We start from the raw sequence: 17,477 nt of genomic DNA on the forward strand, positions 1-17,477 counted from the left end.
CTCCTCTTTGAGCAATCTGTTGGGGGGTTTAGTGCATGTAAAGTCCGCCATCCACATTCAGCGTCTGCCCGGAGATGTATCCGGCGTCTTCACTGATGAGGAAGGCGATGGCGGCGGCAATGTCACGCGTGGAACCAACGCGGTTGACTACGAGGTCCTTGGTGAGTTCGTCCTTGCGCTCTTGGCTGAGCGTGCCGCCCATGATGTCGGTATCGATGGGGCCAGGCGAGATGGCGTTGACAGTGATGTCATAGCCGCCCAGTTCCCGCGCCGTGGCACGGGTCAAGCCAATTACTCCGGCTTTTGCCACCGAATAGGGGGTCTTGGAGAATGTGCCGCCTCCGCGCTGCGCTGAGACCGAGGAGATGTTGACGATCCGGCCGATGCGGTTTTTGACCATGGACTCAGCCACACGGCGGGTGGCGTAATGGACGCCGTTGAGGTTGATGTTCAGCACGCGGTCCCACTCTGCGGGCTCAAGTTCGAGGTAACCAATGGGTGAGCTGACGCCGGCCACGTTGGCCAGCGCAACGATCTGCGGCAACTCGGCTTCGAGCTCATCGATCGCCGCCCGGACCTCCGCTTCATTGGCCACGTTGGCACCAACACCGTGTGCTTTGACGCCATGTTCAGCTGCGATTTCCTTCGCTGCCGCTTTGCAGGCAGCGTCGTCGAGGTCGATGATGCCGATGTTCCAGCCTTGGGCGGCCAGGTAGTTGACGGTGGCGCGGCCGATGCCGCGCTCGGATACTGCGCCGGTGACAATCGCCGTGCGCGTTGCGGGGAAGTTCATAGTGATGCTCCTGGAAAGCTCAGTTGATGGGGGCCGGGCCAAGCTCTTCGATGAGTTTTTGCATGGCGACGTAGGCCTTGTTGCGGTACGCGATGAGTTCCGGTGTCCGATCAGCCGGGACGTTGAGGAACCCCGAGCCGGTCTTGGTGCCGAGCTTCCCTGCTTCCACCAGATCGGAAAGGATCTTGGGCGTAGCGAAGCGTTCCGGGAATTCGGTCTGCAGGGACTTGTAACAGAAGTTGTAGACGTCCAGGCCGGCCATATCGGCGATGGCGAACGGCCCGAAGAAGGGCAGGCGGAAGCCGAAGGTCGTACGGACCAGGGTGTCGACGTCGTCGGCCGTTGCGATGCCCTGTTCCACCAGCTGAGCGGCTTCGTGGAACAGTGCGTACTGCAGGCGGTTGAGGACAAATCCGGTGACGTCCTTGACGACGGCGGTCTGCTTGCCGGCCGCATGCACGAGATCGCACGCTGTGCCGACAGTGCTCGCGGCGGTGCCAGCGTGCGGGATCACCTCCACGCCGGGAATGAAGGGCGACGGGTTGGAGAAGTGCACCCCAAGGAAGCGCTCCGGCCCGGTCACCGCCTCGGCCAGAGCCGCGATGGAGATGGTGGACGTGTTGGAACCGATGACTGCATGCGGCTGTGCCGCGGCGCTGATCCGGGCGAGCGTCTGGTGCTTGATCTCAAGGACCTCAGGGACGCATTCCTCGATGAATTCGGCATCACCAACAGCTTCCTCGATGTCCTTGGCAGCCCACAGGTTTTGCTTGAGAATCTCCGTGGATCCTGCCGGGAAGAGGCCATCGGCGACGAACTGGTCCGATTCAACCAACAAGCGCTCGTAGTTCTTTTGTGCGATCTCCGCGGAAACGTCGGCCAACGCCACGCGAGCCCCGCCCAGTGCCAGAACCTGTGCAATGCCGCCGCCCATGTAGCCGGAACCAACGACGGCGATCTTCCGGGCCTCGGTGCCTTCGGATGCGGTTGGGGGATTTGTTGACGTCATGATCAGACTGCCTTCGTGTAGTTGGGCTCGTAAGAGCAGATAGCGTCCACCTTGGCGGCGGAGGAGGAGTTTTCATCAAAGCGGTACTGCAGCCACTCCCCTACGAGTTTCTTGGCCAGTTCCAGGCCGATGACCCGCTGGCCGAGCGTGAGGACTTGGGCATTGTTGCTCAGCACCGAGCGTTCCACTGAATAGCTGTCGTGCGCGGTGACTGCGCGGATGCCGGGAACTTTGTTGGCCGAGATGGCCACGCCCAGTCCAGTGCCGCAGATCAGGAGTGCGCGGTCCGCTTCGCCGTCGGCCACTTTGCGGGCTGCGTCAACGGCCACATGCGGGTACGCGGTGGAGTCGTGCGGACCCACCCCCACATCCGTCACGGACGCAACGCGCGGGTCCGCTTCCAACATTGCCAGAAGCGCCTGCTTGTATTCGACGCCGGCCTCGTCATTGCCGACGACGATGCGCCAGCCTTGGTTGTTGCTCATGCTCAAGCTCCGTTTCCGGCTGTTTCCGGCAGCTGTCCTGCTACCGCAACTGACGCCAGTTCTGAATCGATGAATTGTGAGATGCGCGCTGCGATCAAGCCAAAGGACACCGCACCGGGGTCCGGGTGGCCGAGGCTCTTCTCAGCCAAGGGGCGTGCCCTGCCCTTGAGGGGCCGGAGTTCAGCGGTCGCTGCGGCAGCGGACTGCGCAGCTGCCGCAGCTGCCGCCAGCGCCCGGTCAAGCGGGGTGCCGCCGTCGAGCTCTGCCAGGAAAGCGTCGCGGAAGGGAAGGAGGGCATCAACCATGGTCTTGTCGCCAGGATCGGCCTTGCCTAGTTCGGTGATGGCACGGACGAATGCCTTGACCGCCGCGGCTGCATCTGCAGAAGCGTACGTTTCGCGGTTTGCGAGCGATTGCCCGGCCGCGATGACAGCCGAACCCCACAGCGCACCGGAGGTTCCGCCTGCCTTTTCGCTCCAGGCTTCCCCGGCGGCTTCCAGAATGCGCTGCACCGAGGAGCCGGAGGCTGCTTTTCCGGCCGCGGCCGCTGCATCCACGCCGCGGCGCATACCAATGCCGTGATCGCCGTCGCCTGCGATGGCATCGAGCTTGCCTAGTTCGTCCTCATGCTCGACCACGACGTCCCGAACCTCGGCGAGAACAGCAACCGCCAGCCGTCCGAGCTCGGCGGCAGCGACTGTGGGCTGTTCGGTCACGGCCCCTGCCTGGGCCACGCCGGCTTGGGTGGCCCCGACATCGGCCCGCGCGGCGCGGGGAGACATGCTGCCTTTCCGGAACGCGGGCGTATCGGCGGGCGCGGCCCACAACTGTTCGAGTTCGTCGTCCAACCACAAGAGCGTCAACGACAGGCCGGACATGTCCAGGCTGGTCACCAATTCACCGCATTCCGGCTCCACGACGCTGAGCCCAGCCGCGGTCAGCAGCTTCTCGATTTTGCCGTAGAGCAGGAAAAGTTCGTCGTACTTCACCGTGCCCAGACCATTGACGATGGCGACCACTCGCTCGCCCGCATCCTCCGGTTTGTCCGCGAGGAGCTTGGACACCAGGAGTTCGGCGAGCTCGGACGCCGTGGGCATGGGATGCTCGGAAATCCCGGGCTCGCCGTGGATTCCCAGGCCAAGCGACATCTGACCGGCCGGTACATGGAACAGCGGATCGTTGGCACCGGGAAGCGTGCAACCATCAAAGGCAACACCCAATGACCGCGTCCGGTAGTTGGCCTTGATGGCCAAGCGTTCGACGTCGTCCAAGTCCAGGCCCGCTTCGGCGGCAGCGCCGGCGATCTTGAAAACGGTGAGGTCCCCCGCGATCCCGCGACGCTTCTCGGGTTGGTCTATCGGTGCGCTGGCGATGTCGTCCGTGACGGTGACAGTGCGGGTTTCGATGCCCTCCGCGTTGAGCCGGAGCTGGGCTTGTCCGAAATGCAAGACATCACCGGCGTAGTTGCCGTAGCTGAGCAGGACTCCGCCTCCGGCGTTGGCGGCCTTGGCCACCCGGTAGACCTGCCCGGCAGCTGGGGAGGCAAACATGTTGCCGCAGGCTGAACCCGCAGCCAGTCCCGGGCCTACCAGTCCGGCAAACGCAGGGTAGTGACCGGAGCCTCCGCCTACAACAAGGGCAACCTGACCGGCAGGGATCTCGGTTGAACGGACCACTCCCCCATCAACGCGGGCCACGTAGCCGCGGTTTGCGGCCACGAAACCGTCGAGGGCTTCATCGGCAAATTCTGCCGGATTGTCAAAGATTTGAGTCATTTCCCTAGACTCCTGCGAGCTCTGTTGCCGGTTCTTGGCGGCCCTGCGCTACCTGGCTCTTGCCAAGTGCGTAACCATCCGTCTTCGGCAGGACGTGCCTGCGGAGGTACTCCTGGTTGCTCGCCGTGACGCTCAGTCCGTCGCCGCCGTAGTGCTCGGTGCAGAGGATTCCTTGGAAGCCCACGGAGAGGGCAAATTTGAAGGCCTCGCGGTAGTTGATGAGGCCACTTTCCATGGGAGCAGGCATGGTGATGTAGCTGTCGCGGGCCACGTCTTCATCCCGGAGGTAGTTCTTCATGTGCCAGTAATTGGAGTACGGGAGGGTCTTGGCCACCATCTCCCGCCAATCCTCGATGGGCCGGTGCAGGCGGATCAGGTTGCCGATGTCGGGGTTGAGGCCTACGTTGTCCAACCCAATGTCCTGGACCAACTGGACCGAGGAGTCAGCGGTGCCGAGGAAGGTGTCCTCATACATCTCAAGGGACACCAGAATGCCGGCTTCAGCCGCGTGCTTGCCGAGCTCACGGGTGCGGGAGACGGCGTTGCCCCAGGCTTCTTTGTCTCCGACCGGGTCCTTGTAGCCCTCCACAGTCCAGAACCAGAGCTGTTTCTGCTGTTCGGGCGTGATGGCCTGGTGCAGTCCGAAGGAAACAACTTCACAGCCAAGCTCAGCTGCGGCGTCGATGGTGCGGTGGCTATAGGCAAGGTTCTCGGCCCAGTCCGTCTGGTGGATCACGCTGCGACGGATAGCGGAGATAACCGGCACGCCGATACCTACTTCTTCCGCGGTTTGCTTGAACTCGGCCAGACGCTCCCTGCGGAGGTCTCCCGGGCGGACCCAACTGTCCGTGAGGTCTGCGTTCTCAAAGCCGGCTTCCTTGACTTCCTGGAGGACGGAAGCCCACGTGGAAGCGTCGGCGTCGTTGATGTCCTGACCCGCGGCGTCGGTGCCGGGGAACTGCAGGAGGGCCGCTGTTATGGGCCAATCCTTGGCGGTGTACGCCATAGTGGTCACTCCTTCGTGGAATCCTGTTTCCTATAGGATTTACGAACGAGCGGAACCTGTCAAGACTTTTTATGCATTTTCCTAGATCCTATAGCTCAGGTGCTGGCACCCAGAAAGGACCTCAGAAAGACGATAACCCGACGGCGACAAGCCTTTCGCCCGTCATTCCGCGGGCGCGTCCGCCATAGCCCGGCCACGCACCTTCTGCACGTGCTCGGTCATCATGGCGGCGGCCGTCTCAGGGTCGCCGCTGGCCAATGCATCGAGGACCGCTTGGTGTTCAGCAATTGCCTGCTCAGCGTCGGTGATCCCTACTCCCCCGAACAGGCGGAACCGCTGGATCTGACCACCTAGGGTGTTGTAGGCAGTGAGCAGGAATTGGTTCTTGGCTTGGGCTGCAATGATCTGGTGGAAGCGTTCATCGGCTTCGAGATAGCTTCGGTATTCGGCGAAACTGCCGCCACGAGGCGCATTCCGGAGGTCCTCCACGGCCTGCTTTAGTGACTCCAGCCCCTCCGCCGTCATCCGGGAACAGGCAAGTCGGGCATTCACTGGCTCGATGGAGAGCCGGGCTTCCATGAGCTCCGCGAAGTCCTCACGGGTGAATACCGGAGCAACTCGGTATCCCTTGAGCGCTACCCGGCGGACCATGCCCGTGTGCTCCAGCCTGGCGAGCGCCTCCCGCACCGGCGTGGGCGAAACATCAAGCTCCCGGGCCATGCCATCGATGCTTACCGCTGCCCCGGGTTCCAGCCGACCGTCCATGAGCCACTCGAGGAGTGCCTCATAGACATGGTCGGCCAGAACTTGGCGGCTTACGGGAAAGCCGGCACGGGCAGCGGATGCATCAGGCATGTCACAAATCCTATAGGAACCCGGTGCGTGGCCCCTACGGCTGTGTCACATGCCGTCCTGCTTTAGTTCGCGTAGAACGGGTAATCCGTGTAACCCGTGGCGCCATCCGCGTAGAAGGTGGAAGCGTCCGGCTCGTTGAGCGGCAAGCTTTCACGCCAGCGCCTGGCAAGATCCGGGTTGGCAATCGCCGGGCGGCCGACAACCACTGCGTCAGCGAGGCCCTCTTCCATGATGGCAAGGGCATCTTCCCGGGTGGTGATCTCGCTGAAGCCTGTATTCACCAGGAAAGTCCCATTGAAACGCTCACGCAGGTCCTGCACCAACGCACTCTTGGGATCGTGGTGCAGGATGCTCAGGTAAGCCAGGTTCAGGGGCGCAATGGTTTCCACCAAGACCTCGTACGTTGCGCGCACGTCAGCAGCATCCGTCTCCGCGATGCCCTGGACATTGTGTTCGGGCGAGATCCGGATGCCCACGCGGTTTGCCCCAAGGGCTTCCACTACTGCGTTGACCGTCTCGATCACGAACCGTGCCCGGTTCTGCGGGGAGCCGCCATAGCTGTCGGTACGGACGTTCGAGTTGGGGGCCAGGAATTCGTGGAGCAAGTAGCCGTTGGCGGAGTGGAGTTCCACGCCGTCGAATCCTGCCTCGATAGCGTTCTTGGACGCTGTGACGATTTCCTGGATGACACCCGGCAGTTCGTCCGTGCGAAGCTCGCGCGGCACCGGATAAGGCTGCTTGCCGTTTGGGGTGCGGACTTCAGCGTCAATCGCGACGGCGCTGGGGCCAACGATCTCTGCACCACCAGTGATATCGGCGTGCGAGACGCGCCCACCGTGCATGATCTGGGCGAACATCCGGCCATCCTCGGCGTGGACGCCGTCGGTGACCTTCTTCCAGCCCGCAATCTGCTCCTCAGTGACGAGGCCAGGCTGCCCGGGGTAGGACTGCCCTGCCCGGACCGGGTAGGTGCCTTCGCTGACGATCAGGCCGAGGGAAGCCCGCTGACGGTAGTGCTCGGCGATCAAAGGACCCGGCACGCCATCTTCTCCCGCACGGAGGCGGGTGAGGGGGGCCATCACCAGTCGGTTGGAGAGTTCGAGTTCGCCGAGGGCCAGGGGAGAAAACAGCATGCGCAGTTCCTTTCAGAGTGAAACACGTTCATTCTGCGTAACTGCACGGCGCTTGCAACTATTCCGGAGGAGGGGCAGATCACACTCCGTCTAACCGGTCTGGCCCTCTTTGAGCGCGTCGTCAAAGCACTCGCACAAAGCCAGTACAGCCACCAAGTGGGCTTCTTCAGCATGAGGAGGATCTGTGTTGATGCAAATGGATTCGTTGACCGAACGGTCAAGGTCCTTGGATTCACTGCCAGTCAGTGCCCAGACGCGGGCTCCCGCAGATTTCGCCGCAGCCGCGGCATCCCGGAGATCATCAGTGATTTCCCTGGCAGCCAGCAGGACGACGACGTCGCCCTCGCGCACCAAGTGCGGGACCTGCTCGGCGAGGCTTCCGGCGCCATCGGAGTCCTTGCTCAGGGATATTGCTTTGAAGCCCGAGCCTCCCGTGGGATCGTGGGCTGCCAGTTCAGACGTGAAGCGCTCGGCTTCGTGCGCAGAGGTGTCGCTTCCTGCGGCGAAAACACTGCCGCCCCGCCGCCGGACGCGAGCCAACTCCTCGCCCCATTCAGCAAGTCGCGAGGACTCCCTGCGGAGCGCAGCTACTGCCGGCCCAATCTCGCCCAAATGTCCAAGAACCACGTCCACTGCATGCCGGTTCGCTTTCGACTCGTTCGAGCGCACGTCCCGGCCTGTTCTCCTCACCACGATGCTCACTACCCGCCTCCCTTTTGCCTGATCGAAAAGCTAACGGTTCCCGTCGTCTTCGCGGGTCGCACCGCCGTCGTGCCCTGCACGGTTGCGGGTCACGTTTTCACCTTCGGCGGCATCAGAGCGGTCCGCGTCATGTGAGCGGGAACCACCAGAGGGCAAGCCGTTTGAACCGGAGTCCCTGCCGGCGTTGGGATCGAGCTTCTCGGCGTGGCGAAGATGTTCTTCCACCCGCCCGTGGGCCTCGTCAGCCTTTTGGGCGTGCTGCTCGGCATCGCGGCGAAGACGATTCGCTTCCACCTCGGCCTGCAGCGCAGCGGCTTCGGCTTGGGCGGATTCAGCTTTGGCCTGGTGGGCGCCTATGGCTTCTTGGTCCGCCTTCTCACGCAACTCAGCGGCTCGACGGCGGTTCACCTCCGCCTTCTTCCGGCGGCCGATGGTTGCGGCCACAACTATCGCCGCAATAACAATGACGACGATGACAATGATCAGTACCACTTGTCCAGTGTCCATGCCGGCTACCTCCCTGTTGTGCGGCCTTTCATCGGCGCCGCCCTTGACCTTCTACCCGAGCTGTACCCCTGCTCACATCGTCCTAAACGGTGGCGTAGCGCCGCAACCCCTATGAGCACCCCAATCTCAGGGAACTTAGGCGGGTAGCTCCATCCGGAATCCGCAGCGGCATTGCAGCACGCGGGTCTGCAGGTAGACATCGAGCAGGCCGTCGTCGACGTCTTCGGTGGACATGGGCGCGTAGAGGCTCCGCGCCGAGGAGTTAGCAAAGCTCATTGGTTCCCCGCAATGGAAGTATTCCCCGCCGAACTGCAGAAGGCCGGACACTGTTCCAGCGCGGTTAAGGACCTCGGCAACATCATGGAACGCCGCGGTATGGGAGTAGGACGCCTCGCACGTCATGCACTTATAGGAAACCAACACCAGGAGATCTCCGGGGTGCGGCTCTATGGATTCAATCATTTCCAAATTCAGGTGGTCTGCGGAATGGCAGGCCGAACAGATCAGGGCCTTCACCTCAGCATGAGATGCGGCCCCCCGGATATACGGTTTCTTTGTGGTGGACAATGTGGTCACTCCTCCGTCAGCTCTGCCCGGTTACTCCCCTTGCAGTAATGGTAAACCAATGATCAGGTTGCTTACTAGTTGTTCTTGTGAATGCCTTGTGCCCACCCATCTTCTCTGCTTCGCTGGAAAGGTCTCCTGCAGCGCGGGACAACCCAGCCACAACGCAGGGAGTACCACAACGTGAAAGCAGTTACTTGGCAAGGCAGGCGCTCCGTGAGCGTCATCGACGTACCCGATCCCGCTCTCCAGGAACCGACAGACGCTATCGTCCGCATCACGTCCTCTGCCATTTGTGGCTCTGATTTGCACCTCTATGAAGTCCTTGGCCCGTACATGCACAAAGGGGATGTGATCGGGCACGAACCCATGGGGATTGTGGAAGAGGTGGGCGCGGAGGTCCACCGGCTCAAAAAGGGCGACCGGGTTGTCATTCCGTTCAACATCTCCTGCGGGCACTGCTACATGTGCAACCAAGGCCTGCAGTCCCAGTGCGAAACCACGCAAGTCACGTCGAAAGGATCAGGGGCGGCGCTGTTTGGCTACTCGGAACTCTACGGCTCCGTTCCGGGCGGACAAGCACAGTACTTGCGCGTTCCCTTCGCGGACTATGGCCCTGTGAAAGTCGACTCCGATGCACCGGACGAGCGCTATCTTTTCCTCTCGGACATCCTTCCTACAGCTTGGCAAGCGGTGGAGTACGCCAACGTTCCGGAGGGAGGGACCTTGGCCGTGTTGGGGCTGGGACCCGTGGGGCAATTTGCCGCCCGGATCGGCGTCCACAAAGGCTTCCGGGTGATTGGCGTGGATCCCGTCCCCGAGCGCCGGGCCATGGCTGAGGCCCACGGCGTGGAGACGATGGACTACAGCCCGGACGTATCCGGCAAAATCCGTGAGGAAACATTGGGACGAGGACCGGATTCGGTGGTGGATGCGGTGGGGATGGAAGCTCATGGTTCCCCGGTGGCGTCGTTCCTGCACAAGGCCGTCTCGCTGCTCCCGGACAAGCCTGCACAAGTGGCGATGGAAACCATGAGCGTCGATAGGCTGGCAGCCCTCCATACGGCAATCGACCTCGTGCGCCGCGGCGGAACCATCTCCCTGAGCGGCGTGTATGGCGGGCAAGCAGACCCGATGCCGCTGATGACGATGTTCGATAAGCAAATCCAGTTGAGGATGGGGCAATGCAACGTTCGAAGCTGGACTAACCAACTCCTCCCCTTGGTAGAGGACGACGCCGATCCGCTGGGAGTCATGCACCTGGTCACCCACACGGGCTCACTTGATGAGGCACCTGCGCTCTACGAAAAGTTCCAGAAGAAGCAGGACGGCTGCATCAAGGTGGTGCTCAAGCCATAGCAGTGGTGGACCAAGGGCGGGACCGCCTGACGCGGGAGCAGCGTAGCAGCAACATGTCCAAAATCCGGGGCAAGGACACCAAGCCGGAATTGCTGGTCCGTGCTCTGCTGCATGCCAAGGGTTACAGGTATCGACTGCACGGCCAGTACGGGCAGACCCGCCTCCCGGGCCGTCCCGACCTCGTCTTCGCCGGGAGGCACAAGGTCATCTTCGTCAACGGCTGCTTTTGGCACTTCCATGACTGCAAAGCGGGGCAGCACGCACCGGCCGCCAACGCAGAATTCTGGGCGACCAAAAGGACCCGCACCCGCGAACGGGATGCCCAAAAGCGCCACGAACTGGAGGCCGCCGGCTGGGAAGTGTTGACAGTGTGGGAATGCGAACTCAAAGACCGCTCGGCTCTCGAAGACCGGATGAGGGCGTTTCTCGACGCCGCTGCGGGAAAAAGCAGCCAGTTATCGTCCGGCGTGGGAGGACGTTCCTGACTGGGTCGAGCGGTCATGGACAGAGCCCTGGCCCCAGAGAGAGTACGCCGAGGAACCGCCGATGCCCAGCAAGACGACGAGGCAAATGCCCACGGCGGCCGCAATCCCCACTGGTGGGCGAGCCCTCTGGTTCACGGAATTTCCGGTGCTTTCATCCACGCCTGTGCTCCCCAATCAGTGACCATTCTTCGGTTCTTTTCCACTCTCTGAGAGGGGGATCAAGTCTGCCTCTGAGTCCGCTCAAGATTGGATCAATCTTTGCTTGGATGGCCCGCGGGCACTTCCACGAGTCCTACTGTTGAAGCGTGAATCTATTGTTTCGGGGCGGGAGGAGTCTGGTGTCCGAGTATGACGAGTGCACCGATTCCTTGGTGGACCATACCGTCCTGACAGAACTTCAAGCGGAGTTGGGAGGCGATCAGGGCATCATCCTTGCCTTTGTCCGCAATTACGTTGCGCTTCTGCCGTGGCGGGTATCGCGCCTTCATCGCGCCTTGGAAAACCTGGACATGGAAGATGCCATGGACGCCGTACTGAGCCTGAAGACATCCAGCGCCATGGTGGGCGCTATCTGCATGAACCGCTTGGCCACCGAGATGGAAATCAGGCTCCGATTGCTGCCCAGCGGCCAACACCTGAGCGAGCTCAAGCTGCAGGTCACCGAAATGGAGCACTTTGTCTTCGGCACGATTTACGAGCTCGAGACACCGCTATCCTAAGGCCGCGTATTTGTTGCTGACAGCCTAATTTTTGCTGGCCGCCTAGTTGTTGCTGGCCGCCTAGTTGTTGCTGGCAGACGGGGCCAGCCTGTAGCCGACACCTCGGACTGTTTCCAGCCAGTGGGGAGTCTGGATACTGTCCCCGAGCTTCTTCCGCAAATTCCCCATGTGCACCTCAACGGCACGCTCGTCGGCATCGCTGACGTAACTTCCGACGTCGTACTGTTCGTTCCGCAGGCGACGCGCCAGATCCGCCTTGGTCCGCACGATCCTGCCGGTTTCAAGCAATGCGAGGAGGAGGTCGAATTCGGTGCGGGTGAGCTTGAGCTCCCTGCCGTTCAGCACTGCAGTGCGCGAGCCGGCGGAAACGGCCAAGCCGTTGTGCGTTATCTCCGGATCCGGCAGTTCTTCCGTCACTGGCTTGGACTCCGACGACGCACGCGGCCTGCGCATCATGGCCTCCACGCGGGCGCGCAACTCGCGCGGGCGGAACGGCTTGGTGAGGTAGTCGTCGCCGCCTGCTTCCAGGCCCATCAAGGTGTCCAACTCCTCGGCGCGCGCGGTGAGCATGATGATGTACGCGTCGGAGGATTTGCGAATCTGGCGGGCGACTTCGAATCCATCGATGTCCGGCAGCCCGAGGTCCAAGGTGATAACGTCGGGGTTCAGCTCCCGGGCGGAGGTCACGCCGGCAGATCCGGTGGACGCAACGTGCACGTCAAACCCTGCCTGGGATAGGACGACGCGAACCAACTCGCGAATATCCTGGTCATCTTCAATAACCAGCCCCACACGTGCTTCACTCATCGCGCCCCTCAGCCCCATTCGATAACCTCAGCAGTATATCCATTATGGTTAGGCTAATCTCATGAATCGAACTTCTTCTGCAACCTTTGTGGTCCTGCCATGACCCACCCCTCACCGTGGGACATGAGCGAGAAGAAGAAACTCTTGGTGTTCGAGCGCTCATTCCACGAACATTCGCTCCGGATACGGGTGGTCCTCAGCCAATTGCCGTTGTCCGTTTGTGTGTGTATTTCCGCCATTTTGGTATGGCTGTATTTCCCCGCCACGCTGGATAATGAACTGTTCGTCATCTACCTGCTAAGTCAGACGATCCTCCTGGCCCTTTGCGTGCTGTTGCCATGGGATCGCCTGCCCTATGCGAGCTTCCTTTCGATCCCGATCCTGGACATGGTCTCCATAGGATTCGCCCGCGAAGGGTCGGTGGATTCCATTACCGGCCTCAGTGTCCTGGTGGTTCTGCCGGTTATTTGGCTGTGCGCGTCCGGTCTTTACCCCAGGCTCGCAATCTTCATGTCATTCCTCGGACCGCTGGGAATAGTTTGGGTGCCGCTATTCGTCCGCGGCGCCCTTACCGAGCAAGACATCACCAAACCCCTTCTGTTCCCGATCCTGATGCTTGGCATTGGCATTTCGGTCAGCGTGTTGACCCTGAGCGTGGTGCGCCAGCAACGTGCTTTGAAAGAAAAGGATGCAGCACTCAAGAAGGCCTTGGATGTCAGCACCACGCAGGAACGGCTCCTGAACACCGTCATGGAGGCACTCCCGTTGGGCGTCGTCGCCGTCGACAGTGACGGGCAGGACATCCTCATGAACCGCAGGCAACGCCAAACACATGCCTTGGCCGCGCCGCCAGGGAATCCGAACCCCGCCGAGGCGGAGCTGCTCATATTCGACAGGGACAGGACCTCACCCTTGGCGGCGGATCGCCGTCCGGTGCGGCGAGCGGTCCTCGGGGAACGCTTCACAGATCAGCTGATCTGGATTGGCACAGCCAAAGACCAGCGCGCCTTCACCGCGAGTGCCCGGCCCATGACGGACGACGGCGGCAAGTTCGCAGGTTCGGTGGTGGTCTTCAGCGACGTCACGGACCTGGTCAACGCACTGGCGGCGAAGGACGATTTTGTTGCCAACGTCTCCCATGAGTTCCGCACTCCCCTGACATCCATCCTGGGCTATGTTGAGCTCATCCTTGATGATCCCCATGGACTCGACGCTGCAGCCAAGGCCCAATTGAACATCGTCCGCCGCAACGCCGAACGCCTGTTGACCCTCGTCTCCGACCTGCTGTCAGTGCGCTCCGGCCACATCGTCATCCAGCCGCACGCCGTGGACGTGGCCGAACTGGTGCGGGGTAGCGTCACATCAGCCGAGCCACGCGCCGCGAAGGCCGGCATACGTCTCTCCATGGACGTCCCCGAGGCCCTGGAAGCACACGTGGACTCCTCACGGATGGCACAAGTGCTGGACAACCTGGTCTCCAATGCCATCAAGTACTCGCCCGACGGCGGCGACGTGGAGGTAGCGGCGTGGGAGGACTCGAACTTCGTCTTCTGCCGCGTCAGTGACACCGGGATGGGCATGACCGATGATGAACAGGCGGAGGCGTTCACCAAGTTTTTCCGGGCGGGCGGTGTGCGCAACAGCACCATCCCCGGCGTCGGCCTTGGCCTTCCCATCAGCAAGGCAATCGTCGAGGCCCATGGCGGTACCATCACCCTTGATAGCCAACCCGGCCGGGGAACCACGTTCACGGTGAAGGTGCCGGCCTAGCCGTCCTGCCCGGGGAGGTCTGCTACCGCTTGGCGGACTACCTCGCCCCACGACTGTTCGGCGAGATCCGCCACGGCTGCCAGGATCTCCGACGGCGGCCTGGACAGGTCCAGCGGGTACTCCACGATGTCGATGTCCGTGTTAAGGATGCGCCGTAATTTGATCTCCCCGGGCCCCGCGTAAACGAGCCACGCGGTGGGTACCCGGAGCGCTGTGCAGTACGCCAGCAATTGGTAGTGGTCGGCACTTACGGAGGCTCCGGCGTCGGAGGCTGCCTTGTACTTTGTGTCGTAGACCACCACGGGCCGGCCACCGAGGAAATGTACCGCATCCGGCCTTACCGTCAGGCGGTCCGAGTCACGCACAGCCTCATTCAGGATGGCCCCGTACTGCAGGCGCATCTCACCTGGGTAGGCGCTCATGGCACTGCGCAGGGCCGTCCCCACAAACTCTTCGAAGACCTGCCCCATGTCCACCACGAACGATGCAGTCTGCTGTTTGCCGACTCCGGCCTCCGCCGAAGCATTCCGCAGGATGACCTCGGCCAACCGCAACACGGCGTGGTATCGGGCGTTCATGCGGCTGGCACGCCACGGCGGCAGGGGTGCGCCGGACTGAAGGCGGGTGACGGCGTCGAGCTTTCCCTTGAGCTGGCGTAAACGGCTGAGGACGTCAGGACGAACTCCGGGTACTTGCCCCATCCGCTCCAGGGCGGCCCGGAGGATCCGGTTCTCGGCGATGTCCTCCGTGAATTCGTCATAGGAGACTTCCAGCGGAACCATCATCCCTGGGCGACGCGAAATCTGGTCTGAAATTCGGATGCGGCCCTTGACGGTCCGTAACGACTCCTCCACCGTCAGATAACCCTGCAACACTCCCCGGCTCAAAGCCCTGTCAGCCAGCTGTGCCAGTGATTCGGCCAGCGCGCTCCATAAATCCGGGTGCTCCGCTGCCTCTACTAAGTGCTCACCGAATCCTTGCTCCCCGGCGTAACTGAGCAGGAAGAGCAGCCGGCTGAGGCCAAGCCGATCCTTGGGCCGAACCTCAAGTTGGACCGACGCGGTCCGCACGGAGCCGACCTTTCCGATCGGCTCAATGCGGTAAAGACCCATGCCGATGGGCGAAACCTTGGCCAGGCCGCTGGCGTTGATGAATGCCGCGGACTCGGGCTCGAGCTTGTCCACCACGCCGCCGGAAAGCTCGTCCATGACCACATGCCGGGGAGCTTCACCCGTGGGACGGCGGTCAGCGGGCCGCAAGTCGTCCCAGCAACTGGTCAAGGCCGAAGCGTTCTTCCAACTGCGCCCGGTTCAACTGTCCGTGATAGTGCTCCTCCAGCAGTGGCATGAGCTCGTATTTCCAGATACGTCGCAAGCCTGTGGGGTTTTGCGCGGCGTTCTTCATGAAATAGGACGGCCCGATCATGAGGTCGCGGTCCCAATCATCGATTGCATCGTTCAGCGCATCCAAGAGATCGGCGTTGAGGGTGTCCAGTCCGCGGGCCTGCAGGAACCGGCGCAGGGAACCCCGGACCGGTTCCACTTTCGGATGGAGTTCAATGAAGGCGAAGCGACGGCGGATGGCGGCGTCCATCATGGCAATGGATCGGTCCGCGGTGTTCATGGTGCCGATGATGTACAGGTTGTCCGGCAAGCTGAAGGGCTCGTTGGGGCTGTACTGCAGGTAGATGCGATCGTCCCGGTATTCAAGGAGGAAGTACAGCTCACCGAAGACTTTTGCCAGGTTTGCCCGGTTCATCTCGTCGATGATCAGGAAGTAGGGCTTGTGCGCGTTCTCCGGCTTGGCTGCCTCCTCCGCGAGGCGGCGAAGCGGGCCGGCAACGAGCTTGAAGGAGACCTGGCCGTCGTCGGTCTTGTCGGGTCGGTAACCCTCGAAGAAATCCTCATAGGCATAAGACGGATGGAACTGCACCAGCTTCACACGCTCATCGGTGCTGTCCCCCGCGAGCTCGGCCGCGAGGTGCTTGGCCAAGTACGTTTTTCCGGTACCGGGAGGACCATAAAGGACCAGCTGCCGGTTCTCTTCAAGGAGCTCCGCAATCTCCTGCAAGGGCTCCAGGTCCATGTGGAGGGACTCGGCGAACGCCTCCGTCAGGGGACGGAAACCCTGCTGGACAACCTCGACGACGGCGGTGGGCGGGACCTCTTCCTCGCCGTCGGTTTCGGCCTCGACAGGAAGCAGTTCCTGCAGGGCCTGGATGACCCGGGTAACGTCCACGATGATGCCCGGAGTGGAGAGCTGCCTCTGTGCGTGGCGAGGGAGTTCGGAGATGGCATAGCTGTCCTCGAACCAGCGGACCTTGCGGCGGATGCCGCGGTTGTCCTCCTGGTGTTCCGGCTCGCCCAACACAACGCCCACGCGGACGCGGCCGGCGTGCTGGTACAGCGTGAGGTCCCCTGGTTTCATGACGGTGAGGAAGGCGAAAACCGCGGTCTTGGTGTCCTCCCTCTCCACGTAACCCAAGTGCTTGTAATCCTCGTCAACGGCACGTTGCACCACGCCGGCGGTCACACCGGCCGACAGCGAGCGCAGGTGTTCCACGTCCAGGGTTGCCTTCTCCTCGGCTGCCCAGGCGGCGAGCAACTCGGCGTTGTCGTGGTGGGTCCGAAGAAGCCAGGACCGGCGGCCGGGATCGCCTACTTTGCGCCACTGGCTGACCAACTGCCTGTCGTACCAATCGATCCGCTGGCCGGCCTGCTCGTCAAGGTGCAGCCGGATCCTGTGGATGTCCGCGGTAATGTCCTCATCCGAGTCACCCTTGGCCCCGCCGACCAGCGAGGCAAAAGCGTCCCGGATCTCTTGGCGCTCAACGTCCGCCACCACCGGCTCAAAGTAACTGGGCCACACCAGATACTCGATGCTGCGCCGCAGGGCGGGCTGGTCCTCGGGGGTGCCGGCGGCGAGTTCGTGGAACTTCAGGGGGTCCGCGAGGGCCTTGTTGATGGTTGCGGTGCTTTGGGTGTCCAGATGGATGACGAAGCGGCAAAGCCACATCAGGTGGTCCCAGATGGTCCAGTTGAACTCCGCGGTGCGGTCCCGGATGACTCCGTGGTCCGTCAAGCCTTCGTAGAGTTCCTCGGGAAGCTCAATTGGCGGCTCCACCCAGGACGCAGCCTCGGCGACGCGTGCCCGCTTCACCCTGAGGGACTTGACCTCGTGGGCCAGCGGCAAGGACTGCAGGAACAGCAACTCCACTGCCAGGAGCTTGGCCTCGCGGGACGCGCCTTCCAGGTTTTGGCGCAGGTTGGTCATCATGGGCGCTTTGGAATCCCCGACCCCGCGTTCCAGCCGTTCGAGTAACTCCTCGGCGGCTTCGGCCGTCCACGTCAGAGTGCTGCCGTCCAACGCCGAAGGTTTTCCCTGCAGCGCAGGACCGAGCACAAACCACGCTGCATCCTCGATCTCCTTGGAGATCCCGGGGGCGCGGTCAAGGTCAGGTTTGGCGGTGGGAGTCACCCTGACAACTTACCTTGTTTGGCTTACCCAA

The 17,477-nt window shown here is 62.2% G+C and carries 17 protein-coding genes; 4 read left to right on the forward strand and 13 right to left on the reverse strand.

What is annotated here, in order from left to right:
• Positions 1–28: 28 nt before the first annotated feature.
• From SB659_RS04225 to SB659_RS04270, 10 genes are all read right to left on the reverse strand, one after another.
• The gene (locus tag SB659_RS04225) at positions 29–793 is read right to left on the reverse strand and encodes an SDR family NAD(P)-dependent oxidoreductase (RefSeq protein ID WP_284974229.1); all 765 of its coding nucleotides are present in this window, start codon (positions 791–793) and stop codon (positions 29–31) included.
• A 19-nt stretch (positions 794–812) separates the two neighbouring features.
• Positions 813–1,802: a 3-hydroxyacyl-CoA dehydrogenase family protein gene (locus tag SB659_RS04230; RefSeq protein ID WP_410549599.1), complete on the reverse strand. Its 990-nt coding sequence runs from the start codon at positions 1,800–1,802 to the stop codon at positions 813–815.
• A gap of 2 nt (positions 1,803–1,804) precedes the next feature.
• Entirely contained in the window at positions 1,805–2,287 is a 483-nt protein-coding gene (locus SB659_RS04235) for a ribose-5-phosphate isomerase (RefSeq protein ID WP_284974227.1), read from the reverse strand.
• A gap of 2 nt (positions 2,288–2,289) precedes the next feature.
• Complete coding sequence (dhaL, locus tag SB659_RS04240) at positions 2,290–4,062, reverse strand: dihydroxyacetone kinase subunit DhaL (protein ID WP_410549600.1); 1,773 nt, start codon at positions 4,060–4,062, stop codon at positions 2,290–2,292.
• A gap of 4 nt (positions 4,063–4,066) precedes the next feature.
• Complete coding sequence (locus SB659_RS04245) at positions 4,067–5,068, reverse strand: sugar phosphate isomerase/epimerase family protein (protein WP_410549601.1); 1,002 nt, start codon at positions 5,066–5,068, stop codon at positions 4,067–4,069.
• A gap of 162 nt (positions 5,069–5,230) precedes the next feature.
• The gene (locus SB659_RS04250) at positions 5,231–5,923 is read right to left on the reverse strand and encodes a GntR family transcriptional regulator (protein WP_284977555.1); all 693 of its coding nucleotides are present in this window, start codon (positions 5,921–5,923) and stop codon (positions 5,231–5,233) included.
• 62 nt (positions 5,924–5,985) lie between these two features.
• Positions 5,986–7,056, reverse strand: a complete 1,071-nt coding sequence (locus SB659_RS04255) for an alkene reductase (protein WP_410549602.1) — start codon at positions 7,054–7,056, stop codon at positions 5,986–5,988.
• Between the two features lie 90 nt (positions 7,057–7,146).
• Positions 7,147–7,758: an SIS domain-containing protein gene (locus SB659_RS04260; RefSeq protein WP_410549603.1), complete on the reverse strand. Its 612-nt coding sequence runs from the start codon at positions 7,756–7,758 to the stop codon at positions 7,147–7,149.
• A gap of 30 nt (positions 7,759–7,788) precedes the next feature.
• A complete protein-coding gene (locus SB659_RS04265; protein ID WP_410549604.1) occupies positions 7,789–8,265 on the reverse strand; it encodes a hypothetical protein in 477 nt (158 codons plus the stop codon).
• A 135-nt stretch (positions 8,266–8,400) separates the two neighbouring features.
• The gene (locus SB659_RS04270) at positions 8,401–8,727 is read right to left on the reverse strand and encodes a hypothetical protein (RefSeq protein WP_284977551.1); all 327 of its coding nucleotides are present in this window, start codon (positions 8,725–8,727) and stop codon (positions 8,401–8,403) included.
• Positions 8,728–9,012: 285 nt separating this feature from the next.
• On the opposite strand from SB659_RS04270, the gene SB659_RS04275 reads away from it, so the two are divergent.
• From SB659_RS04275 to SB659_RS04285, 3 genes are all read left to right on the forward strand, one after another.
• Positions 9,013–10,188 carry a zinc-dependent alcohol dehydrogenase gene (locus tag SB659_RS04275; protein ID WP_410549605.1) on the forward strand — a complete coding sequence of 392 codons (1,176 nt, stop codon included), beginning with the start codon at positions 9,013–9,015 and terminating at the stop codon, positions 10,186–10,188.
• Positions 10,189–10,193: 5 nt separating this feature from the next.
• Complete coding sequence (locus tag SB659_RS04280) at positions 10,194–10,673, forward strand: very short patch repair endonuclease (protein WP_410549606.1); 480 nt, start codon at positions 10,194–10,196, stop codon at positions 10,671–10,673.
• A 338-nt stretch (positions 10,674–11,011) separates the two neighbouring features.
• A complete protein-coding gene (locus SB659_RS04285; RefSeq protein ID WP_284977548.1) occupies positions 11,012–11,392 on the forward strand; it encodes an Hpt domain-containing protein in 381 nt (126 codons plus the stop codon).
• Positions 11,393–11,452: 60 nt separating this feature from the next.
• Here SB659_RS04285 and SB659_RS04290 read toward each other — a convergent pair whose 3' ends face one another.
• Positions 11,453–12,199, reverse strand: a complete 747-nt coding sequence (locus SB659_RS04290) for a response regulator transcription factor (protein ID WP_284977547.1) — start codon at positions 12,197–12,199, stop codon at positions 11,453–11,455.
• A 99-nt stretch (positions 12,200–12,298) separates the two neighbouring features.
• Here SB659_RS04290 and SB659_RS04295 point away from each other — a divergent pair, with 99 nt between their 5' ends.
• Complete coding sequence (locus SB659_RS04295) at positions 12,299–13,969, forward strand: sensor histidine kinase (RefSeq protein WP_410549607.1); 1,671 nt, start codon at positions 12,299–12,301, stop codon at positions 13,967–13,969.
• On the opposite strand, the gene SB659_RS04300 is transcribed toward SB659_RS04295, so the two are convergent.
• Positions 13,966–15,177 (reverse strand): 5-methylcytosine restriction system specificity protein McrC, encoded by a 1,212-nt coding sequence (locus tag SB659_RS04300; RefSeq protein ID WP_410549679.1) that lies wholly within the window; start codon positions 15,175–15,177, stop codon positions 13,966–13,968. The two genes, SB659_RS04295 and SB659_RS04300, sit on opposite strands and share 4 nt — an antisense overlap.
• A gap of 37 nt (positions 15,178–15,214) precedes the next feature.
• Positions 15,215–17,446, reverse strand: a complete 2,232-nt coding sequence (locus tag SB659_RS04305; protein ID WP_410549608.1) for an McrB family protein — start codon at positions 17,444–17,446, stop codon at positions 15,215–15,217.
• Positions 17,447–17,477 lie beyond the last annotated feature (31 nt).

The sequence above is a fragment of the Arthrobacter sp. SIMBA_036 genome, assembly GCF_046535135.1.
GTDB lineage: Bacteria > Actinomycetota > Actinomycetes > Actinomycetales > Micrococcaceae > Arthrobacter.